Source organism: Natronorubrum daqingense (genome assembly GCF_001971705.1).
In the GTDB taxonomy this organism is placed as follows: domain Archaea; phylum Halobacteriota; class Halobacteria; order Halobacteriales; family Natrialbaceae; genus Natronorubrum; species Natronorubrum daqingense.
In genome coordinates this window covers 1,128,366-1,151,030 of sequence record NZ_CP019327.1, presented here as the reverse complement: position 1 = coordinate 1,151,030, position 22,665 = coordinate 1,128,366, and the positions used below count along the sequence as shown (strand labels likewise).

Annotated in this window: 19 protein-coding genes and 1 tRNA gene; 10 read left to right on the top strand and 10 right to left on the bottom strand. The window is 61.1% G+C overall.

Going from position 1 to position 22,665, the window contains the following annotated elements; translation table 11 throughout:
• Positions 1-5: 5 nt before the first annotated feature.
• From BB347_RS05625 to bioB, 3 genes are all read right to left on the bottom strand, one after another.
• Positions 6-1,214, bottom strand: coding sequence for an aminotransferase class I/II-fold pyridoxal phosphate-dependent enzyme (locus BB347_RS05625; RefSeq protein ID WP_076582482.1), 1,209 nt, complete (start codon positions 1,212-1,214; stop codon positions 6-8).
• A 150-nt stretch (positions 1,215-1,364) separates the two neighbouring features.
• On the bottom strand, positions 1,365-2,435 hold the full coding sequence (locus tag BB347_RS05620) for a transcriptional regulator (RefSeq protein WP_076581887.1): 1,071 nt from the start codon (positions 2,433-2,435) through the stop codon (positions 1,365-1,367).
• Positions 2,436-2,459: 24 nt separating this feature from the next.
• Positions 2,460-3,569, bottom strand: coding sequence for a biotin synthase BioB (gene bioB, locus BB347_RS05615; protein ID WP_076581886.1), 1,110 nt, complete (start codon positions 3,567-3,569; stop codon positions 2,460-2,462).
• A 398-nt stretch (positions 3,570-3,967) separates the two neighbouring features.
• On the opposite strand from bioB, the gene BB347_RS05610 reads away from it, so the two are divergent.
• Together BB347_RS05610 and BB347_RS05600 are read left to right on the top strand one after the other, a co-directional pair.
• Positions 3,968-4,687, top strand: a complete 720-nt coding sequence (locus tag BB347_RS05610; RefSeq protein ID WP_076581885.1) for a hypothetical protein — start codon at positions 3,968-3,970, stop codon at positions 4,685-4,687.
• Positions 4,688-5,271: 584 nt separating this feature from the next.
• Positions 5,272-5,619, top strand: coding sequence for a hypothetical protein (locus BB347_RS05600; RefSeq protein WP_076581882.1), 348 nt, complete (start codon positions 5,272-5,274; stop codon positions 5,617-5,619).
• A 370-nt stretch (positions 5,620-5,989) separates the two neighbouring features.
• Here the strand turns inward: BB347_RS05600 and BB347_RS05595 are convergent, their stop codons facing one another.
• The 4 genes from BB347_RS05595 to sucC all read right to left on the bottom strand — a co-directional run bounded on the left by BB347_RS05595 (position 5,990) and on the right by sucC (position 9,526).
• A complete protein-coding gene (locus tag BB347_RS05595; RefSeq protein WP_139327018.1) occupies positions 5,990-6,526 on the bottom strand; it encodes a twin-arginine translocation signal domain-containing protein in 537 nt (178 codons plus the stop codon).
• An 83-nt stretch (positions 6,527-6,609) separates the two neighbouring features.
• On the bottom strand, positions 6,610-7,182 hold the full coding sequence (locus BB347_RS05590; protein ID WP_157524982.1) for a hypothetical protein: 573 nt from the start codon (positions 7,180-7,182) through the stop codon (positions 6,610-6,612).
• Between the two features lie 326 nt (positions 7,183-7,508).
• The gene (gene sucD, locus BB347_RS05585) at positions 7,509-8,378 is read right to left on the bottom strand and encodes a succinate--CoA ligase subunit alpha (protein WP_076581879.1); all 870 of its coding nucleotides are present in this window, start codon (positions 8,376-8,378) and stop codon (positions 7,509-7,511) included.
• The gene (gene sucC / locus BB347_RS05580; RefSeq protein ID WP_076581877.1) at positions 8,378-9,526 is read right to left on the bottom strand and encodes an ADP-forming succinate--CoA ligase subunit beta; all 1,149 of its coding nucleotides are present in this window, start codon (positions 9,524-9,526) and stop codon (positions 8,378-8,380) included. The genes sucD and sucC overlap by 1 nt, the downstream gene beginning before the upstream one ends.
• A 450-nt stretch (positions 9,527-9,976) precedes the next feature.
• Between sucC and BB347_RS05575 the strand changes: the two genes are divergently transcribed.
• Together BB347_RS05575 and BB347_RS05570 are read left to right on the top strand one after the other, a co-directional pair.
• Positions 9,977-10,849: a UbiA family prenyltransferase gene (locus BB347_RS05575; protein ID WP_076581876.1), complete on the top strand. Its 873-nt coding sequence runs from the start codon at positions 9,977-9,979 to the stop codon at positions 10,847-10,849.
• A gap of 145 nt (positions 10,850-10,994) precedes the next feature.
• On the top strand, positions 10,995-11,465 hold the full coding sequence (locus BB347_RS05570; protein WP_076581875.1) for a hypothetical protein: 471 nt from the start codon (positions 10,995-10,997) through the stop codon (positions 11,463-11,465).
• A 25-nt stretch (positions 11,466-11,490) separates the two neighbouring features.
• Here the strand turns inward: BB347_RS05570 and BB347_RS05565 are convergent, their stop codons facing one another.
• Entirely contained in the window at positions 11,491-11,718 is a 228-nt protein-coding gene (locus BB347_RS05565) for a DUF5795 family protein (protein WP_076581874.1), read from the bottom strand.
• Positions 11,719-11,857: 139 nt separating this feature from the next.
• On the opposite strand from BB347_RS05565, the gene BB347_RS05560 reads away from it, so the two are divergent.
• From BB347_RS05560 to BB347_RS05545, 4 genes are all read left to right on the top strand, one after another.
• Positions 11,858-11,940, top strand: a tRNA-Leu gene (locus BB347_RS05560).
• Positions 11,941-12,450: 510 nt separating this feature from the next.
• Entirely contained in the window at positions 12,451-13,488 is a 1,038-nt protein-coding gene (locus BB347_RS05555) for a universal stress protein (protein ID WP_076581872.1), read from the top strand.
• Between the two features lie 51 nt (positions 13,489-13,539).
• Complete coding sequence (locus tag BB347_RS05550; protein ID WP_076581870.1) at positions 13,540-14,352, top strand: inositol monophosphatase family protein; 813 nt, start codon at positions 13,540-13,542, stop codon at positions 14,350-14,352.
• A 136-nt stretch (positions 14,353-14,488) separates the two neighbouring features.
• Positions 14,489-15,628, top strand: a complete 1,140-nt coding sequence (locus BB347_RS05545) for a DUF63 family protein (protein ID WP_076581869.1) — start codon at positions 14,489-14,491, stop codon at positions 15,626-15,628.
• A 46-nt stretch (positions 15,629-15,674) separates the two neighbouring features.
• Here BB347_RS05545 and BB347_RS05540 read toward each other — a convergent pair whose 3' ends face one another.
• A complete protein-coding gene (locus BB347_RS05540; RefSeq protein ID WP_076581867.1) occupies positions 15,675-17,213 on the bottom strand; it encodes a TrkH family potassium uptake protein in 1,539 nt (512 codons plus the stop codon).
• A 202-nt stretch (positions 17,214-17,415) separates the two neighbouring features.
• Between BB347_RS05540 and BB347_RS05535 the strand changes: the two genes are divergently transcribed.
• Entirely contained in the window at positions 17,416-17,631 is a 216-nt protein-coding gene (locus tag BB347_RS05535) for a hypothetical protein (protein WP_076581866.1), read from the top strand.
• Positions 17,632-17,913: 282 nt separating this feature from the next.
• The gene (locus tag BB347_RS05530; RefSeq protein WP_076581864.1) at positions 17,914-20,238 is read left to right on the top strand and encodes an amino acid permease; all 2,325 of its coding nucleotides are present in this window, start codon (positions 17,914-17,916) and stop codon (positions 20,236-20,238) included.
• A gap of 21 nt (positions 20,239-20,259) precedes the next feature.
• On the opposite strand, the gene BB347_RS05525 is transcribed toward BB347_RS05530, so the two are convergent.
• The gene (locus tag BB347_RS05525) at positions 20,260-22,581 is read right to left on the bottom strand and encodes an amino acid permease (protein WP_076581863.1); all 2,322 of its coding nucleotides are present in this window, start codon (positions 22,579-22,581) and stop codon (positions 20,260-20,262) included.
• Between the last annotated feature and the right edge of the window lie 84 nt (positions 22,582-22,665).

Here is a 22,665-nt window from a genome sequence, read left to right as displayed (position 1 = left end):
TGTGATCAGAGAAGGCCGACATCCTGTCCAGCGGCTCGAAACGCCTCGAGACAGGTGACGATATCTTGTTGGTCGTGTGAAGCGATCGGGACGACGCGAATCCGACTCGTCCCCTCGGGGACCGTCGGCGGGCGAATCGCCGGAGCCACGATATCGCGCGACCGAAGCCCGTCAGCGAGCGCGAGTGCATCCCGTCGGTCGCCGATGACCACCGGGAGGATCTGGGAGTCGCCGGGGACCTCGAAACCCATCGTCTCGAGGCCGTCTCGAAGGTGGGCGACGTTCTCCCAGAGCCGTTCGCGGACGTCACTGTGGCGGGAGACGTGGAGTGCTTCACTCGCTGCGGCGGCCGCTGGCGGCGTGAGGCCGGTCGAGAAGACGAACGACCGGGCGTCGTTGATCAGACACTCGACGAGTTCGGAACTGCCCGCGACGTAGCCACCTTGACTCGCCAGCGCCTTCGAGAGCGTTCCTAACTGGACGTGCACGCGATCCTCGAGCCCTTCCGCCTGCACGACGCCGCCACCGTTCGCGTAGAGGCCCGTCGCGTGAGCTTCGTCGACCATGACCCACGCGCCGAACTCCTCGGCGACGTCGCAGAGTTCCGCGAGCGGGGCGACGGTGCCGTCCATGCTGAAGACGGAGTCGGTGACGATGAGCCACGATTCGTCCGCGTGCTCGTCGTCGGCCGCTCGAGCCTCGAGTTTCGAACGGAGGTCGCCAGCGCCACAGTGGTCGTAGACGATCGATTCGGCCCCGGAGAGACGACAGCCGTCGATAATGCTCGCGTGGTTGTACTCGTCCGAAAAGATCACGTCCGGCTCGAGCGCCGTGATCGTCCCGACGTTCGCGGCGTAGCCGGACGAAAACGTGAGCGCGCGCTCGGTCGCCTTCGTCTCGGCGAGGAGTCGCTCGAGGTCGTGGTGGACCAGCGTGTCGCCGGTCACGAGCCGACTCGCACCGGCTCCGGTCCCGACGGTAGCAGCGGCCTGCCGGGCCGCATCCTGGACGCGCTCGTCGTCGGTCAACCCCAGATAGTTATTGGAGGCGAACACCAGCGCGTCCGTGGAGTCGAGTACTGGGAGGTCGCCGGCTGCCGGCGGCGCGAAGTGACCCCGCTCGGCGATCCGGTCGACGGGAGAGAGTGATCGTTTCAGGTTGGCTGTCTCGAGGTCGGCCAGTCGATCCTCGAGATCGATCCCGCGATCTTCCATTCGCATCAACGGTGTCAGTGCCACGGTTTCACTCTCACGGTTCTGATTGGGGGACGGTGGTTCGGCCGCTGTCGAAATTCGACATCGTCTGGCGGTTTCGTCTGGTATGGGTCTCGAGTCGAGTCACAATTGTTGAACGCGCGTCGTCGGTTAGAAGCGCGGCATCAATTCGGCGGGGCCGAAGACGCCGTATTCGTCGGCGCGATTCCGTCGGACGCCGGTCTTCAGGTAGCCGAGTGCTGGGCCGTTGACGTTTGCCTCCATGCTCGTCGCGTCGCCGAGTTCGAACGTGTTCGTCGCCGTCTCGCCGTCGAACGTCCGTCCCGTGACGGAGACCGTCGTCGTCGTGGGCTTCTCGTCGCGTCGAACGTCGAGAATCCCGCCGACGCTCACGTCCTCCGCGTCGCAAACGCCCGCTCGCTCGAGGAGGACGTCGTCCGCGTGTTCCATGTCTTCGAACTCGATGACGCCGTCGTGGTCGTCGATAACGGCCTCGAGTTCCGATTCGGAGAGGTCGCGCGCCGTTTCGATGTCGTACTCCGGGAGGTGGGCGATGTCTTCGCGGACGGTGCCGCGGTTGTCCTCGTAGCCGGATTTGAGACCCACGCCCCACCAGATGTCGACGTCGGTGACCTCGACGAACGACTGGGCGGCGAGGGTCGCCGCGCCGGTCAGCAAGCCCGGGGTCGCGCCCGCCCCACAGACGAACGTGATCCCTGCATCGTCGAAGGCTTCACCGCGCTCGTCGAGCATCTCGATCACGCGCGAGCGTTTGAGCACGTCGATCAGGACTCCCGAGTAGCCGCCCTCGAGGAATCGATCCGCGACGCGAGGGATGAAGTCGTGTTCGTAGTTCGGTAACGCGAGCAAGACGGCGTCGATCCGGTCTCCGCGGTCGATGATCGCCTGGATCGGATCGTCGCTGGGAGTGGCTTGCTCGGAGGCGACGACGCCGACGGACTCGCCGTGTTGTTTGACTCCGGACGGGGCGTCGGCGACTGCGCCGCCGTCTGTCGCGACGTCGCCGTCCCCGGGCCCGCTGTCGATGTTGCCTTCCGTCGCCGCGAGGAGTTCTTCGACGTCCAACCCATCGAAATCGACCGCCGCCCCGTGACGGTCACACGCCGCGACGGGCGTGAGTTCGTCCGTGTGCTGGCTGACCTCGAGTGTTCGTCGACCGATACCGCCGGTTCCGAGTACTGCAAACGTGATGTCGTTCATAATTGTGTCTCCAATCGTGCGTCGTTAGTCGTCACCTGGTTCCGGACCCGTACTCGCCTGCGTCTCGGGTGGGGAGTCGCTCGCCCCATCCCTGTTTCGGGCCTTAACCGCCTCCGGATCGAACTCGTTCGTCTCCTGATTCGGCTCGAGTCCGGCCCGTTCGATGATGTCGATGTCGTCTCCGGGGGATTGGCCCTCCGTCGTCAGGTAGTCGCCAGTGAGGAGACCGTCCGCTCCGGCCTCGAGTGGGAGATGTTGCTCGTCGGGTTCGAGATTGACCTCGCGCCCGCCCGTGAGTCGCACCCGTGAGTTAGGGTGGAGCAGTTTGTACACCGCGACCGTCTTGACGATTTCCTCGGTCGTAATCGAGACGCCCCGTTTCGCTAACGGCGTCCCTGCGACGGGATTGAGGACGTTCACCGGAAGCGAGGAAATGCCGATCTCCTGGAGCGCGATCGCGGCATCCACGCGGTCGGTCGGCGTCTCACCCATTCCGAGGATGACACCGGCACAGAGGTCCATCCCGGCATCTTTGGCGATCTCGAGCGTCTTCACGCGGTCTTCGAAACTGTGCGTGTCGACGATTTCGGGGAAGTACCGCGGCGAGGTCTCGATGTTGTGATTGTAGTGGTTGATCCCCTCCGCAGCGAGGATTTTCGCTTCCTCCTCGGTGAGAATACCGAGCGAGGCGTCGACCTCGAGGTCGCACTCGTCTCGAACGAGTCGAATGGACTCGAGGACCTCCTGCCACTCCTCGGGCCGGCGTTCTTTCGAGACGCCTTTTTCCGCGACGACGATGCCGAATCGTTGTGCGCCGTCACGTTCGGCTCGTTTGGCAGCCTCGAGAATCTTCTCGGGGCCGAGAAAGCCGTAGGTCTCGATGCCGGTGTCGAAGTGGACCGACTGGGCACAAAAGCCACAGTCCTCGGCGCAGTTGCCCGCCTTCGCGTTCACGATCGAACAGGCGTCGACCGTTCCGTCGCCGAAGTGATCGCGAACGGCCCCGCCAGCCTCCGAAAGCGCGTCGATCGGCTGAGCCATGAGTGCGATTCCGTCGGTTCGGTCGAGTCGCTCGCCAGCCCAGATTCGCTCGAGTGCGTCGTCGATCGTCGTGTTGTTCGTCTCGTAAACCACAATTCTAGGAGAGGTTGACGACAAGATAACTGTTTGGAACGTCGCGAGAATTGCACCCTCCTCGTCAGTGAGAATAAAACGAGACAGATTTCAGTCATGCTCAAGAGACCCAACCCGAGACTGACGGAACTGAAGGTCCGCGGGACAACGATGGCCACGTCCTGAGCCACCCGCTACGCATCTCTCTCGAACGATTAGCGATTCCAAGCTCAATGTCACTCGGACAACTATTGGCGTACGTTCACTATATATCCTATTAAATGAACATTCGGTCACTGGAAATTCGAGCGGGAGAGAAATCGGCCGATACGCTAATACGTCAGAATAGTCAGTAAAGCAGTCTGTGAAAACTCCAAAAGTTAAAGTCGTGTGATAATGTAGATAGGGCGAAGGACAGTATGACTGATAGTTCGATAGAGACGCGGTCGGGTGGGAGCGCATTCGACCTGAACTCGAGCGGCGAGGACTTCTTCGGCGAGCCGACAGACGAGTCACTCGAGGACGAACACGCTGATGAAATCGACGACGAGCCGCCAGCCGATCGGGCGTCCGACGGTGAGGGCGTCACGGACCAAACGGCTGCCGACGTGTTCGATCAACTTCGCGAATCCGCAGAAAACGACGCAGATGGCGTTCTCGAGGACGAGAGCCCCGAAGACATCATCGCGAGTGCGGACGATCCAGAGCCGGAACCCGAGATCGACGAGGCTCTCAGCGTCGACGACGACGAACTGGCGGCGCTGTTGCTCACCGGGCGGACGAAAGCAGACGAGTTCCTCTGGGTCGAGACCGACGAAGAACGCGACCGCGAGTCGGACTCCGAACTGGTCACCCAGAAACCAACCGATAGTCAAGAGTCAGATAGCGAGATGGACGCGGATACCGACGACGTTCCCGTGGATCCCGACGAGGATACTTCGCCGGAAGAGCCCGACATCTCGGCGGAGGAAACGGTGGATGAGGGGCCAGTCGAACCGAGTGACGACCCGTCCCCTCCAACGGAATTTAAGACGGACGACCCGGAGGCGGCCGACACAGACGACCAGTCGGAAATCGAGACTACCGAGTCATCCGGACTCTTCGCTCGCCTTCGAGCGAAACTGCGCAGTCTCTTCTAATTACACACAGCGACCACCCCCGCCACAGCTATCAGTCATTTTCCGCCCCGTTTCACCCCTCCGCACAACGGGGATGCCACTCGAGTTCATCCCGGCGAACGGTGAACGACCTGCCCCCACACTGCGGGCACCCTGTTCCACCACCCTGTTGATCTGGTCGATCCGGAATTGTGTGCTCGAGGCCGCAGTCATCACACTGAATCGTGACGGGCATAGCCCGATCCACACCACGGACGAACATTATCTCGGTGTCGGCACTGTCCGGTCGAAGGACGCTCGAGAAGGGGCCGGGCACGTTTCTGCAGGCGGGACTCGGGTTCGCACAGCCAATTTCACACGTTCAACAGTAGTTATAAGTGACTATACTTCAACAATCATACCGGAAGCCGCGCTCCAGCAAGCAGCGAGGGCATATCCCTGAACTGCCCCGGGTGGAAGAAGCACCCGAGACGTGGCTTTCATCCCTTCACGGGGATCTGAAAAGCCATGATTACGTTACTACTCCGACGATATAAACGTCCCGCACAGCACCGAACGTACCCACAACAGACGCTAATGTACCAGTCCGCAGGCGGTGGTCGTCCGTGACCGACGATCGAACACCGGATCGCGGCGACGAGTCGAATCGCGAATTCGACGCTGCAACGGAGGGAGACGGAGCATCGAGGGACACCGGCGTATCGAGAGGTGACAGCACAACGAGGGACGACAACGCACCGAGAGATGGCGAGTGCTCGAGGAAGGACCTGGACTCGAGTGACGACCCCACAGGATACGACGAGTACGCCTACCGCGACGCGAACGGCATGAAACGCTGGACGCACTGTCCGAAGTGCCACCGTAAGGTCATGGTCGTCGCGCTCGTCGAACCGTCTGCCGCGCAAGTTGCCCCCTGTGGCTGTCGGCTCCCGCCGGACGTGCTGAAGAAGTAGCGGATAATTGGGATGGGGCTCTCAATCCTGAACGAATTCTCACAGCAGTATGCGAACGTCTCGTGTACTCATCCGTACTGACTCGCTGGTAATAGCAGTAGTCGATAATATTGTTCCTTTATTAAAAACGGCTCATGAAACTCGCGTTCAGGACAGGGCAAGGAGTGTATGTTCACCGCGAGCGAACGGAGTGAGCGAGCGGGCCGACGACCGACCCGTCGGGGAGGGAGGAGTGCTTTTCATCAACGTTTTGCCGAGTGCGGTCGCTTTGCGACCGCACGTAGAGCAAAAGGTTGGCACACGTGGTGACCGGATCATCTGCCCCCGTTTCAGTTGCTTCTGAATAAAGAAATCGCGCTGCTATCCACTGTTAATCCTCCTGTTCAGCCTCCTGTACAACAGTCACATCATCCGTACACTGATACGTTTCGCCGTCGATATCGACGGTTATATCGACTGTTTCCGGGGTAACCTCGACGACTTCCTCGAAATCACTTTTCGGGGTCCTGCGGACATCGCCGTTACGGGAAAGAACTGTCGTCATTCTGATTGAGACACCATCGCTCGAGGACACAGAAGGGGTGATCGACTGCCACGAATCGTCAGACTCAGCTTCATCAAACGAATCGCCGAGTTCCGATTGAATTACGTGGAATGCGGCTTCACTCGCCTCGCTTTGACAGATCGTTTCGTTATCGAGTCCATCACGGACATCGTCTGTGCTGACTTCAGCGCTAGCCGTAAGTGGGTCTGCGTGCCCCTGTTCGGATTTTTCGTCAGGAACTTCTTCGTTAGTGGCAGAATTATCGTTGGATGGGGGGACGTTTACGGCTAAATCACTGAGGCAGCCACTAACGCCCATAGCCATTCCCGCGCCGCCGGCACCGAGAAAATCCCGCCGGTTCATAGGTTATAATCATGTGTCACTGATTAAATGCTTTCTGCAGAGTGAAATCGTGATTTGGGTCGTTCAATATACTGATACGAAAACTACCAGTCGTGATACAGCGTACTCCTCGTGTTTCCAGAGGGCGATTGCACCACCGTCCGGCCTGTGAACTGGGAGTCAGCCGGGTAATGCCACCCGCTTTGGACGGTATCCCTATCGAACGCGACGTACGGTTCCCTCGAGCCCCCACGTTCCGCTGATTTCGCGGGTGTCACGTCAGCCTTCAGTTCTCGTCCGTTGATAATTATCGAGACGGTGTAGCGTCGATCGATCTCGAATTGATCCGTCACGATCATCCTGTTCTCGGGTGATAGTTCGTACGCGTCCCCTGATCGCTTCGCGTCATCGTCCTCCGCGCTCGTCTTCAGAGTAAACCGGATGGGTGTCTCGGCGCGATTGTAGAGGTAGATGGTGCGTTCTGTCGTCCGAAACACTTCGAACGGAAAGGAACGTACTGCAATGCCTACAGCGGAGAGAACGAATCCGGCTGCCACCAGTAGCGAAACGTGACGGGCAACGTACAGACTCGCGACAATCAGCAGTACTGATATATAGAAGCCAGTTTGCCGAAGCCGATCCAGCGATCCACTCGGCTGGGGAAGGTACGTCGCCATGCAACTGATGCGTCGTAGCTTCGTGCTCATAACATGTTCGATAATATAAGATATCTTCTAGAACAGACGCGGATACTGGTGAGGAGAGAACGTCGATTGCTTTCGCGAGGGGATCGTTGTGACCACGAAGACGTGGAATACGTCGAGTCGTATCCCGGCCGAGAATTGCGAGGCACTAGCGTTCGCTGACGGGTACTCAGGTTGCCAAAACGTGTACGACCTGTCTCAAACGCGTGTTTCGAACCACGTTCTGACTACTGAAGTCGTTTGACTGCTGGATACTCGAGACAGCAGAAAAGGGAGAGAAAGAACGACGCGCGGCGGTGTTAGAGGAAGCTCTCGATGTGGTCTGCGACTTCCTCGGGGGTGTCACCAACCGGAACGCCGGCGTCGTTGAGCGCCGAAATCTTGCTCTCGGCGGTGCCGGTTCCGGACCCGGAGACGATCGCACCGGCGTGGCCCATGCGTTTGCCCGGAGGCGCGGTGCGGCCGGCGATGAAGCCGGCGACGGGCGTGTCGACGTTCTCGTCGATGAAGTGGGCTGCTTCTTCCTCGTCCTCGCCGCCGATCTCACCGCACATGACGATGGCGTCGGTGTCGTCGTCGTTCTCGAAAAGCTCGAGGGCGTCGACGAAGTCCGTGCCGATAATCGGGTCGCCGCCGATGCCGATGGCGGTCGTCTGACCGATGCCGCGGTTGGTCAGGCTGTCGACGACCTGGTAGGTCAGCGTCCCGGAGCGCGAGACGAGACCGACGTTACCCGCCGAGAAGATGTTTCCGGGGAGGATGCCGAGTTTCGCCTCGCCGGGGGTGATGAGACCCGGACAGTTCGGACCGATCAGTCGCGTGTCGGTCTCGGTGAGGCGCTTGTTTACTTTCGCCATGTCCTGGGTCGGAATGCCTTCCGTGATCGCGACCGCGAGGTCGAGATCCGAGTCGAGCGATTCGAAGACGGCGTCGCCGGCGAACGCCGGCGGAACGAAGATTACCGAGGTGTCGGCGTTTTCCTCCTCGACCGCTTCGTGGACCGTGTCGTAGACGGGGACGCCGGCGGCTTCCTGTCCGCCTTTGCCGGGCACCGCTCCGGCGACGACGTTCGTCCCGTACTCCATCATCTGTTCGGCGTGGAACTTGCCTTCCCCGCCCGTAATTCCCTGTACCACGACGCGCGTGTCGTCGTCGACGAGTACACTCATTATTCGTTCACCTCCTCGGCGTACGCGACGGTACGCTCGACCGCGTCCTCGAGGGTCTGTTCGACCGTCACGAGGTCTTCGTTCAGAATCTCCATGCCTTCCTCCCAGTTCGTCCCCGCGAGGCGGACGACGACCGGCTTTGGAATCTCGTCGAACTGCTCGAGGGCCTCGTTGATCCCTTTGGCGACCTCGTCGCCGCGGGTGATCCCGCCGAAGATGTTGAAGACGACCGAGTCGACGTTATCGTCGGAGAAGACCATATCGAGTGCGTTGGCGATCCGCTCTGCCTTCGCGCCACCGCCGACGTCGAGGAAATTCGCCGGTTCGCCGTCGTAGTAGTCGACGAGGTCGAGCGTCGTCATGACCAGCCCGGCACCGTTGCCGATGATGCCGACGTTGCCCTCGAGTCGGACATAGTCGAAGCCGTACTCGTCCGCCTTTTGCTCGAGTTCGTCGCCGCCTGCGGCTTCGTCTTCCATTTCCGCCAACTCGGGCTGGCGGAAGAGCGCGTCTTCGTCGATGTTCATCACGGCGTCGGCCGCGATGACCTCGTCGTCTGCGGTGACCATCAGCGGGTTGATCTCCGCGTCGGAGCCGTCGCGGTTCTCCCAGAGATCGTAGAGCGTGGTGAGGACGCTCGAGACGTCGCGGGCGATCGCCTTGTCGACGCCTGCGTCGTAGACTGCCTTTCGGGCCTGGTACGGATGCATGCCGAAGGCCGGGTCGATGTGTTCGCGCGCGATGGCGTCTGGGTCTTCCTCGGCGACCTCTTCGATGTTGACGCCGCCTTTCGTCGAGACCATCGCGACGGGTTTGCCCTCGCCGCGGTCCATCGTGATTCCGACGTAGAGTTCGTCGGTGAAGTCGACTGCGCCCTCGACGAGCACGCGGTCGACGTGGTAGCCCTTGAGATCCATCCCCAGAATCTCGTCGGCTGCCTCGCGGGCTTCCTCGTCGTCGTCGACGAGTTTGATGCCACCGGCCTTGCCACGGCCGCCGACCTGTACCTGCGCTTTGATTGCGACTGGATACCCGATTTCCTCGGCCGCGGCAACAGCGCCGTCGACGTCAGAGGCGAGTTGAGACGCCGGCGTCGGGATCCCGGCGTCGGCGAAGACTTGCTTCGCCTGATACTCGTGTAGTTTCATAGCCATTCGAACGGCCGTTCCGACCTTGCTTAAATCCTGTTAGTTTCAATTCGCAACCGGAATCTATCAACAGGTACCAACTGTACCGACACACGACACGCGTACCGTTTTCTCAAATACGTTTTCGCTGTGTTTTTTCAACTATAGTACGCCGAATATCGATCACGCGTCCGAACCGCGGTGACATTCGACGCCATCGGTGTGTGTTTGTCAATTTCCGGCACGATAACGACTCCCGTCGTCTCTCCTCTTTGAAAGCGTACCTGACTCGCGTCGTCCGGTCGACACGAGCGTGCCGAGAAACCGGGACTCTCGGCGACTGGAGTACCGAAGCGTTTGTTTCCAAGCGGACGCAACGGATACGCATACGGACGTTACAACCCAATCGATCGATCGGGTATCCCGAATCGATGCTCGTCGTCGCTACGTCCGCCCGGAGGCGCAACTGACGTGACCACACCTACTGCGAACCCGACCGAACGCCAGTGGCTCGCGTCCCTCCAGCGGGCACTCCGAGTGCTGGTCCACAGCAACCTCTTCATCTCGCTCGCGACGATGAGCGTCGTGGTCACGACGGTCGTCCTCGCGGACCTCCCACTCGAGGCCCTGCCGTTGTTCATCGTCTTCGGCGCGACGTTGTTCGTCTACACGGTCAACCGATTCACCGACCTCGAGGAAGACGAGGCGAACGTACCCGAGCGCGCGTCGTTCACGAAACGCTACGGCCGGTTTCTGCTCGCGCTCGCGGTCGGCTGTTACGTCGTCGCAATTGCGGTCGCCGTCTCGCAGGGGCTGCCGGGTGCAGTCTACCTGCTTTTGCCCCTCGTCGTGGCAATTTTGTACTCGGTCGGTGGCGTCAAGGAGCTCTTTCTGGTGAAAAACGGCTTCGTCGGACTGGCGTGGGGGGCGATTCCACTCGGTGTCGGTTACTACTCCCAACAGCTCTGGACGCTCGAGATCCTCGTGATTACGGGGTACGTGACGGCGATGATCACCGTCGCCGCGGTCATTTTCGACGTGAAGGATATTCCGGGCGATCGGGCCGAGGGGATCGCTACCGTTCCCAACAGACTCGGCCCGGCGGCGACGCGACGCTACTCGCAGGTCGCGAACGTCGCGATCGGTGTCGCCGTCGTCGCGTTGGTCGTCGGAACCGGTCTCTCGCTCGAGTTCCTCGCGTTACTTGCGATGAACGGATACGTCGCGGCCTACATTCCCTTCGCGACGCCGGAGCGCGGACCGCTTTACTACGGCTTCGTCGTCGACGGAGAACACGTGTTTCTGGCAGCAGTCGTCCTGGCTCTCGAGTGGCTCGTCTGGTGACGTCGGTGCGTAGCGAGCGGACTCCGGACAGGTTCGACGCACGTCCGTCGGACACTCGTTCGACAGATAAACCAGAGTATTATGATACCACGACGTTCGTACGTGCCACTGTAGCCAGAGTTCCCACGACTCACGGATCTCAGCCATGACCGACACTCACACCTCTGTAAACGTTCGGTTGCTCAGGTACAACGCAGCGTTCTTCGCGTTTTTCGTCGCAGGAGTCCACTTGCTCCACCCCGAATTAGGAATTCCGCGACTCGTCGAACACATTCAGTTGGGGACGCTGTACGATCCGCGCCCCCTCGCATTTACCGTCTCTGGCCTCGCGATCCTCGCCGGAATCGCCGTCGTCTTCCTCGAGATTGCCAAGCGCCGAGTCTACGCGCTCGGCATCGGGTTGATGCTCGCGTACCTCCTCGGGTACGTCGCCTGGCACACCGTCCTCGAGCACGGCGGCTTCTGGCCCCACATCGAAGCCCACGGGCACGCCGAGATGGGCGTACTCGAGACGGTAATCGACCACATGCTCGACGATTATCGCGACCTGGTGAGTAAACTCTCGGAGGCCATCTTGCTCGCGTTGCTCGTCGTTCTCTACGAAGTCGATCGATGACTCGAAGCCGACTCTTCGTGTCGGCTCACTCTCGGTCGGTGTCGCTCCAGTCGCAATCCTGGCACTTCCAGCCGGTAACGAACTCGGTGACTGAAGGCATGTAGCCAACTTTCAACACGTCTCCGCCACAGTCGGGACACTCCCTGTCGGCCTCTTCGATCGATTCGGCCTCCATCACGGAGTCGTCCTCGATCAGCTCCGCGAGTTTGCCAGCCGTAACCATTCGCCCTTGAACGACGCGATTCTCGCTCACAGGTTACGTATCGTGTGCGAACCCCTAAGCGTTTTCAGTCGACTCGAGAGACCTCACTCGAGACGACGGCGTTTTCGCGTGTGTCCAAAACCAGAAATCGGACGATTTAACCCTGTGAGGGCGAAACCACGTACTGCGTGCGAGGGTAGCCAAGCGGCCAACGGCGGCGGACTCAAGATCCGCTCGTGTAGACGTTCGTGGGTTCGATTCCCTCCCCTCGCATTGCAGTGAGGCGCACACCGCGCCGAACGAAAATGCACGGAGGGATCGAATGACGCCGAGGTTCTGCGCTTCGCGCAGGTTCTCGGAGGTAGTTCGATTCCCTCCCCTCGCACTGTCAAACAGTGCGGCAAGAGCAGTATCTTGCCCTCGCAAACTTCTACGGGCACTCCTTTCGAGGAGCGAAGCCATCGCGCACAGCTGCCTCGAGAGTGGGCAGAACTGGAGTGGTCGAAACCGACTCGTCGAGAGACAGTGTCATCTCTAACCACGCCACTTTGTCAATCAGTTCCAAATATTATTGTACGTTTGTACTTTTATCGTCGGAAAATCGTGGCGCAAACATTCGAATATGAGCCGTGATTGAATACAGTTATATTCCTGAAGTCCCGAGTGACGAGTAGGTGTTTTGAACAGTGGACGACTCACGAGTGCGGACTGTCTCGAGTCGCGGTGACGAGACGTATCGCGTGGCGATCAACGCTTGGCACTGTTATCGGCGGTTCTAACCAGATGACGCTTTCAAGTCCACTCGTCGTCGCCAGCACGCTCGTCATCAGTGTCGTCGTCCTCGTCGTCGCCGGCTTCAGAATCCAGAGACAGCGTGATAGCCACGCAGACGGAAGCGAGGAGTCCTCCGAATCGACGCTTCGGAGTGCGTCACCCCAGTTGTCGATTTTCGACTCCGAAGACGTCGACGACGCTCGAGCGATCGATCCGCGTATTTTCCTTCCAGACTTCCCGGACGCGACCGACGACGTCACCGAGCAGGTACTCGCGTTCGCGTGCTCGATCAAGCATCGCTACGGTGACGAACCCGTTCACCTCCTTCGAATCCAATCTACCGAAGCGCGCGCGGGGGCGGGTGATTCCGACGCGGACTCGAGTACACCCGGCCAGTTTTCGGGCCTCGAAGCGGCGGAGAACACGGCCATCAACTCGGATACGACCGAGAGCGAGGACGTACCGGCGACGGTCGCTCAGACGGTCGACGAAACGGAGACGGATCTGGTCGTCATGGGACACGAACCGTCCCACGCCAGCGAGGGGGCGACGTTCGGTCGAACGGCCGATCACGTCCTCGCGGAGACGTCCCTCCCAACGTATCTGGTCCATCTCGATGGTGCCCTCTCGGAGAAAGAACGGCTGCACGTCGTCGTCCCACAACACATCGATCACCACGAAGGATTCTACGAGGCGATTTACAACGTCAAACAACTCGCGAGCACGCTCGAGGCGTCCGTCACGGTCTGGGTGTTCGAACAGAACGTCCAACACTATCGGACGCTCTTCGATCTCGTCGAAATCGACGTTGTGGCCGAATTCGCGTCCGTCCGGTCCTGGGACGAACTCTACGCCGAACTCGAACTCGAGACGGTTCCCGCGGAGTTCGTGATCACGCTCGCGGTTCGATCCGAGAAGATCGGCTGGGATCCCGAACTCGAGTCGGTTTCGACGCGACTGACGGACGTCCCGGCGCGGTCGTCTGCGCTCTTTTTCCTCCGGGAGGACGAACCGGAACACGACGACCGGTTCCTTCGGACCGATTAGGCCACCGACTGGAGGACGATACTTTTCACGCCCCGACACAGACAGTCGACAATGAGTGAAAGAGACGCGGACGCTCGACGCGCGAGCGTTGCACTCGAGGCGGCGACGGAGGGTGCAGCGGTCGCGGCGAGGTCGTTTCGGGGTGATCTCGCTGTCGAACACAAAGACGGGAAGACGGACGTCGTCACCCAAGCCGATCGAGACGCACAGGAGGCGGTCATCGACAGGATCGACGACGTGTTTCCGGGAGAGCCGGTCGTCGGCGAGGAAGCGGAGGCGCTGAAGACCGTCCCCGAAGAGGGGCCGGCCTGGATCGTCGACCCGATCGACGGAACGAACAACTACGTCGACGGCATTTCGGCGTTCGGCACGGCCGTCGCCGCCATTCGCGATGGTCGGCCGGTCGCTGGCGCGTTCGTCTGCCCCGCACTCTCGGATACCTACCGCGTCGGCCCCGACGGCGTGTTTCGAAACGGGGAGCCGATGTCGGTCAGTGAGCGTCGCGATCCCGAGACTGCTACCGTCTGCCCGACCTACTGGTGGGACTTCGACCAGCGCGAACACTACGCCGCGGCGACTCGAGCGATCGTCGAACGCTTCGGCGACATGCGCCGCCTCGGCTGCGCGCAACTCGAGCTCGCGATGGTCGCCTCGGGGGGACTCGAGGGTGTCGTGACGAATCTGCAAACGCCGGCGTGGGACACCGTTCTCGGCGTTCACTTGGTTCGCGAGGCGGGCGGGACGGTAACCGATCTCGAGGGGAATCGCTGGCACCACGACAGTACGGGACTGGTCGCCTCGAACGGTGAACTTCACGAGGAGGTTCTGCAGGCTGCTCGAGAGATCGACGTCGGGATGAGCTGAAATCGAGCGCCGAAACGGGTACTTGGTCAGGATAACGGGAGAGGAGCGACGCTCGGGTGGGAAGAACGGAGCCAGTTTCGCCAACTGTAGAAAATCGGAAACGGTAAGCGCCAGCCGCTACGGATATTCGATATCCATGGACGAGTATATCGAACGGTACGGGGCCGAGCGCCTCTGGGTCGCGACCGTCGTCCTCCTCGCGGGCGCCGTTGCACTCGCTGCATTCCTCTTTCCCCAGCGCGTGTACGTCGACTTCATCTGGCAGTACTACTGGGGACCGGTGGTCGCCGACGCGCACGGATGGAACTGTGTTACGTGGGCCGATGGTGACCAATTAGAATGCGGCGAGGTCACGGGAGACGATGGACCGACCGCCTCACCCGGCTACACCGCCGTTTCCTACGCCGGTTACATCCCGACGCTCATCCTGATGGCGGTCGGAATTCTGTTCGCAATTCGGCGTCTCGATATCGACCGGTATCGAGCGGGCTTTTTCGCGCTGTTCCCGTTCATGCTCTTCGGGGGCGCACTGCGAACCGTCGAGGACGCGAACGTCGCCGCATACGGCGCGACCGGCGACCTCGCGATTCAGCTACCGTGGTCGGGCTTCCTGATCAGCCCGCTGATCTACTTCACGGTGGCATTAATCGCTCTCATCGCAGTCGTTGCGTCGGTCTGGCTCGAGCGAAACGACTACGTTTCGGGCTACGAGTATCCGCTGTTCGGAATTGGGACAGTTGTCCTCGCCGTGACGCTCGGGTGGCTCGGCTACCTCGCCGCGGTGACGGACTACGTCGGATTCGTCCCGTCGATCGCCGCCATCGTCCTCGTGGCCGCGACGGTTTCGACTGCGATCGTCTGGGCGGGAATCCAGCGATTCGCGCCGTCACTGAACCGCGGAACCGGCTACATGGGAATCGTCGTCATCTGGGCCCACGCCGTCGACGGCTTTGCGAACCAGTTGATGCTCGATTGGTCGCACGTCTGGGGACTGGCCTACGCCCCGAAACACCCAGTCAACGACGCCATCGTCACGCACACGGAGGCGGTGCTCGACTGGCTGTTCTTCGTGCCGTCAGGTCTCACGGACACCATCGGTGAAGCTTGGCCGTTCGCCCTCCTCAAGCTCGCCGCACCGGTGTTCATCATCTGGATCTTCAACGAGGAGATCTTCGAGGAGAGTCCTCGATTCGCTATCCTGATGATGATCACCGTCGTCGCAGTCGGACTCGGACCCGGAACGCGTGATATGCTTCGAGCGACGTTCGCCATCTAATCGCCGGCGACTATTTCTGCGAACTACCGACAGAAACGGGCTCACCTCAGCGTTTCCAGAACGCACCGGTGAACAACACCAGGACAGGAATGATCTCGAGACGACCGATCCACATGAGGAAAATCATCACGAGTTTCGACGTCATTGGAAATTCGAGGTAACTCCCGAACGGGCCGAGCGTTCCGAATCCGGGGCCGATGTTGCCGATCGTTGCGATGCTCGCGCTGATGGCCTCGAGGACGGTGAGCGAGGAGCCGACGCGGGCCGAATTGAGCACGATGAACACCGTCGCGGCGACGAACACGAGGAGGTAGAGAAGGGTGAAGCCGAGCACGCCACGAATGACGTCCTCGTCGATGACGTACCCGCCGAGACGGATCGGTTTCACGGCCTCGGGATGGGCGGCGGTGACCAGTTCCCGGCGGGCGACCTTCCAGATGACGAGCCAGCGGATGATCTTGATCCCGCCGCCGGTCGACCCGGCGCTGCCGCCGACGAACATCGCGGTGAGCAACATGAATTGGGCGGTCGAATCCCACGCCGCGAAGTCACTCGTCGCGAATCCGGTCGAGTTGAGCAGCGAAACGATCTGGAAGAGCCCGTGACGGAGGGCGCTCTCGCCGGATCCCTCGGTCGTGCCACCCAGTTCGCCGAGTGCAGGGGCTGCGCCCCCGTACAGCATTACACCGACGATTCCAGTGAGGACGGCTATGACTCCTGCATAAGCCCGGAATTCGGTGTTCTCGAGAAATCGTCGAGGTTCGACACGCACCAGATACCAGAAGAGCGCAAAGTTCGTCCCCGCGACGACCATGAACGGGATGAGAATCCACTGGACTGGCGCGGAGAACGCCGCGATGCTGTTCGGCTCGGGAGAAAACCCGCCGGTCGGTAGCGTCGTGAAGCTGTGTGCGACGGCGTTGTACGCCGTCATGTTCGGTGCGAGACCGACGAGGTGGAGGCCGTAGAGCGAGGCGGCGAGAACGAGCGTGAGTACGAAGTAAACCGCCCAGAGGATACGCGCCGTTTCGGCGATTCTCGGGGTGAGTTTCTGGAATTCGGGGCCCGGAGATTCGATCTGGATCAGTTGTGCACCGTTTACCGCGAGTTTCGGTAAGATGGCGATCATCAACACGATGATTCCCATCCCGCCGAGCCATTGGGTCATCTGTCGCCACAACAAGAGCGCGTGTGAGTAGCGATCGGTCGAAATTTCGTCCATCACGGTTGCCCCGGTCGTCGTGAATCCGGACATGGATTCGAAAAGCGCGTTCACCGGGTGCGCGAGCGAAGAGTCTGTTCCGACGGTCGCGAGCAGGTACGGAATCGCCCCGAGTATTGCAACGGCGAACCAGGAGAGCGCCACCAGTAACATCGCCTCTCGAGGCCGTAACTCGGGGTCGGGATCGACTCGCTCGAGCAAGAGACCGATCGTGACGGTGATCACGATCGTCACGACGAAGACGAGGATATCGCGTTGGTAGACGACGGCCACGGCGAGCGGGACGAAAAGTGCAAGAGAGAGGTATTTACAGATCGTGCCGGTGAGAGAGACACTCGCCCGCCAATCAACGCGTATTTTCATGGGTCGACTGATGATGGTCGTGACGCCAAATAACGACTGTTCCAACGTGCTGGCGGCACATAATTCCACGTTCAACGAGATTTGAAACGATCGTCGCGAAACAGGTGCGGAGGAAGGCGAGCGACCCCCACCGGAACTGACGCGGGTACCGGTCACACGGTCGTTTACGGTCTCTCGGATCGTAGGGGCGACTTGAGTATCGATGATCAGACTGCCCAGTCTCCGACACCCGACGTCGTTTTTCGACGTCTTCACCGTCACCGTCAGTACGATCGTCCTCGTCGCGATCGTGCTCACGATATGGCACGGATCGTTCGTCCGCCTCGAGATGGGGGTCTTCACCGCGATCGTCTTCGGGTGGGTGCTCTGGGCCATCACTCGGATTCTCTCCAGTTCATCAGGGGAATCCACGCGCTAACGGACGGTTCTTCTCGGATCGAACTGCGACTGGCGAACGACACACGAGACCACGCAGAACGGCCGGTATCGGGAAACGAACAGTATTAAGAAGTAGGTGGCACTTGCCACGAGTATGTTTTGGAGGGGGCTGTACAGCGACGGAAACGGGGCCGGTCCAGACACCGAATTTCCGACACGGATCGCCAACTCGGAGCCAATACGAGACAGCCCTCGAGGACGAGTACGATAGTATGCGAGGACAATTCTACAGAAACGGGGATAAGCGAGGTGGACAGCGCCGATGACTGGGGCCGACGAGGAACTTGCGAAAGACCTGGGCTTGTTTTCCGCGCTCGCGATTGGAATCGGGACGATGGTCGGTGCGGGAATTTTCATCCTCCCGGGTGAGGCCGCACAGGAGGCGGGTCCGATCGTCGTCCTCTCGTTCGTTATCGGCGGGATGATCGCCCTCGTAAACGCCTTTTCGGTGAGCGAACTGGGGACGGCGATGCCCAAAGCCGGCGGCGCGTACTACTACATCAATCGCGCGCTCGGGCCGCTCTTTGGCTCCATCTCCGGCGTCGGCGACTGGATCGGGCTCGCCTTCGCGAGCGCCTTCTACTGCATCGGGTTCGGTGGCTACCTCGCGACGCTGTTAGACGGCGTTGTGGTCCCGATTCCCGGCGTCGGCGAACTCGCACTCCTCCCGACCATCGCGCTGGGTCCGCTCGTCCTGACCGAGATCCAGATCGGAGCGCTCCTCGCCGGAATCGCGTTCGTCGGCATCAACTACATCGGCGCGAAGGAGACGGGGAGCATCCAGACGGCCATCGTCACGCTGCTCCTCGCGATCCTCACCGTCTTCGCGTTCGTCGGTTTCTTTTCCTTCGACTGGGGGACCGTGACGACCGACGGCACCCTCGCCCCACTTGGCTACGGCGAAGTGTTGCCCGGAACGGCCCTCGTGTTCGTCTCCTACCTCGGCTACGCGAAGATCGCGACCATCGGTGAGGAACTCGAGAATCCCGGTCGAAATCTCCCTATCGCGATCATCGGCAGCGTCGTCATCGTGATGATCATCTATTCGATTCTCGTGGCGTTGATGATCGGGATCATCCCCTACGACGCGATCAGCGAGGAGACGCCGATGTCCGACGTGGCAGGGGTCATCTTCGAGAACAATCTCGGCGTCATCGGCGTCACCTCGATCACGCTCGCTGCACTGTTAGCCACGGCCTCGAGTGCGAACGCGTCGATTCTCGCCTCCGCGCGAATCAACTTCGCGATGGGACGGGACAAGATCGTCACCGACTGGCTCAACGAGATCCACCCGCGCTTCGCGACGCCGTATCGCTCGATCGCCGTCACCGGCGGGATGATCCTCGTCTTCATCATCTTGCTCGGCGAGAACCTCGAGGTGCTCTCGAAAGCTGCCAGCGCGTTACACCTCATCGTGTACGCGCTCATCAACGCCGCGTTGATCGTCTTTCGCGAGGCGGACGTTCCCGACTACGATCCGGACTTCACCGTCCCGTTCTATCCGATCACGCCGATCCTCGGGATCGTCCTCTCGCTCGGACTCATCGGGTTCATGGACATGATCGAGGTCGCGTTGAGCCTCCTGTTCGTCGTCGCTGCGCTCATCTGGTACGGCATCTACGCCCGTCACGAGACCGACCGCGAGGGCGTCCTGAGCAACTACATCCTCTCTCGCACCGAAGAGATGCCAGACGTCGCCGTTTCGGCCGCGAACGTCGCCAAACCGAAAGCTGAGAACGAACACACCGTCGTCGTTCCAGTTTCGAACCCGCGAACGGAATCTCACCTGCTCTCGCTGGCGAGCGTCGTCGCCAAGGCCAACGACGGCGTCGTCGAAGCTGTCCACATCGTCGAGGTGCCCGACCAGACGCCACTCGTCGAAGGTTCCGAACACGTTCAGCGAATCGACGACGAGTCACAGCGCCTGATGGAGAACGTCCGCAAGAGTACGGAAACCCTCGACGTGCCGGTCGAGGTTCGAACGGTCGCGTCCCACCGCTCGTTCGAAGAAGTGTTCGACGTCGCCCGCCGCGAACACGCTGATACCGTCGTCATGGGCTGGGGGCCGGATCGTCCGTGGAGTGCCGGGCGCGCCGAACGGCCACTCGACGAGCTGACCCACGACCTCCCGTGTGACTTTCTCGTCCTGAACGACCGCGGTCTCGAGACTGACCGAGTCCTGGTTCCGACCGCTGGCGGTCCGGACTCCGTCCTCAGCGCCGAAATTGCGCGATACCTCCGCGAGCAATTCGACAGCGAGATCACGCTCTTACACGTCGTCGACGAGAAGAGCCAGGCCGAAGGTGAAGCCTTCCTGACGGAGTGGGCGACGGAACACGGCCTCGAGGACGCGACGATACGAGTCGATACGTCGGGAGACATCGAAGACGCCATCGCGACGGCGGCGCGCGACCACTCGTTGATTATCCTCGGCGCAACCGGACGCGGCCTCCTCTCGCGGCTCATCCGGGGATCGTTGGCCTACAGCGTGGTCAATGAAGTCGAGTGTTCCGTTCTGCTCGCCGAACGGCCGACGGAACGGTCGTTCTGGGATCGTCTCGTCGGCAGTCGATCGGAGGACGACTGAATCGGGCACTCGAGGACTGCCTTAGCGTTCCAGACGCTGGAGGAGCGCCTGACGGAACGTTCGCGGCGCTCGCTGCTCGCCGCGGGACATAATCACTGCCCCGTCGCTTTCTTCGACGATGCGTTGTGGAATCGAACCGTACAACGCCTGCGCGACGGTGCTGGTTCCCGTTGCACCGATCACGATAGTGTCGTACTCGGCGGCGGCGTCGACGAGTGCCCCCGTCACGTCGTCGTCGACGACGACTCGAGAGTCGTACTCTGGCGAGTCGAGACCGGCGTCAGCCGCGACTGAATCGATAGTTTCCCGACCAACGGCAACCGGATCGATGGGAGCTTTCGCTTCCTCGACAGCGTCGTCTCCAGTGGCGTCGTCGTCCAGTTCCGGTTGGACGTTCAACAGCGTGAGCGAACTGTCGGCGAACACGCGCTGAAGTTCGCCCGCCCGGCGCGCGGACGTCGAGGCGTGGGGACCGCTACCGGCGAGCGAAACGATTCGCCCCGGCGAGTCGGTCGGGTCTTTGACTAACGTCACGTCACACGGCGCACGCTCGAGGAGCGGGTCGATCGTCGACCCGAAGAGGACGTCCCGGCGTCGGCGCTCGCCACCCCAGCCGAGCAGGACGTGGTCGGCGTCCTCCTCGTCGATGACCGAGAGGAGCGTGTCTTCGGCGCTCCGGGCGACGATCGCGCGCGTTCGGACGGCGACGTCTAAGGCCTCGGCGACGTCCCGGACGCTCTCGAGGAGTTGTTGCTGGCGTTCGACGCGCGTTTCCTCGAATTCGATCTGTGCCGGCGAGGTCTGCGGTGGGACCTCGATGACGTTGACGGCGACGAGTTCGGCTTCCGTGTCTTGACTCGCGGCGCTCGCCGCCGCGTAGTTCAACAGCGGCTGTTGGGTGTTCGGGTTCGAGACGGGAACGACGACGCGGTAGCCGTCGTCGATTGTCTCTGCTTCCGTCTCCCGTGGAGCGACCGCTTCGCCGATGAGTGTCGTCGAGACGGCCTGCTCTTTCGCGTAGAAGTGATACCAGGCGATGCCGACCCCGACGATTCCGAGGCCGATCAGTTGCACGACCGGTTCCATCTGGAGCATCACTGCAATGCACGTGATGAATCCAAGCGCTGGCACGATCGGGTAGAGGAGCGACGGGATCCGAAAGTCCGGCTCGTACTCGTCGGGCTCGGCCCGTCGCAAAACGACGACTGCGGTGTGGACGAGCGCGTACGTGATGAGGAACATGAAACTCGCAACGTCCGCGAGCGTATCGATCGGAAGCGGACTGGCGATCAGTGCGAGGATGACGGCACCCGTCGCGAGAATCGCTCGATACGGCGTTCGGTACTCGTCGTGGATCTTGTTGAGCCAGTTCGTGAGGATCTTGTCTCGCCCCATCGCGAAGTTGACGCGGGCCGCCGAGAGGATCGACGCGTTCGCCGAGGAGATGGTCGCCAGAATTGCCCCCGAGATCATCACGACCGAGCCGACGGTCGCGAACTCGAGCGTGTACTCGCCGATGGCGAGCGCGCCGAACATGTCGGCGGCCGTTGCGGCGACGTCCGCGACGGGAACGTCCGACTCTGCCAGGTCGGGAATCGGAAGCGTGCCCGTGCTGACGAGCATGACGAGGACGTAGAGAATCGTCGGCGTGACGACGGCGGCGATCATCGACAGCGGCAGGTTGCGGCCGGGGTTCTCGATCTCTTCTGCGCTGGTCGCGATCACTTCGAAGCCGATGAAGGTGACGAACACCGTTCCTGCGGTTGCTGCAACAACGGGATACCCCTCACCCTCCGGAACGAACGGCGTGAGCAGGTCCGTATCGATCGCGAGCAAGCCGACGAGGATGAAGACGACGATCAGCCCCAGTAACAGAATAACGATGACGTTCTGTAACGATCCCGTCTCTTTGACGCCACGGTAGTTGATCGCCACGAGGAGCGACGCCATGACCACTCCGGCGAGGATCACGGCGAATGCGTCGGAGGGCTGGTCGAGTAAGTACTGGCCGAAACCGAGCATGTAGAACGCGGTCGCGAACATCAAGCCGGCCCACATTCCCCAGCCGACGATGGTGCCGAAGAAACTCCCCAGCGCGTGGTTCACGTAGTAGTAGCTCCCGCCGGCTTTCGGCATCCCAGTTGCCAGTTCGGATAACGAGAGGGCAGCCAGCAAGGCGACGACACCGCCGATCATAAACGATATCATGCTCGCCGGGCCCGCGCTCTCGGCGACGATACCAGGCAACACGAAGATTCCCGCACCGATCATCGTCCCAAGTCCAAGGGTGTACGCCTCGAGAAAGCCGAGGTCACGCGCGAGTTCCTGATCGGAGTCAGCCATGTTCTGACTCACCACCAGTGGCACCTGATCGAGTGAGAAGCAATGACCGATCAACGACGATGGTCGACCAAAGCGCAGTAGTCA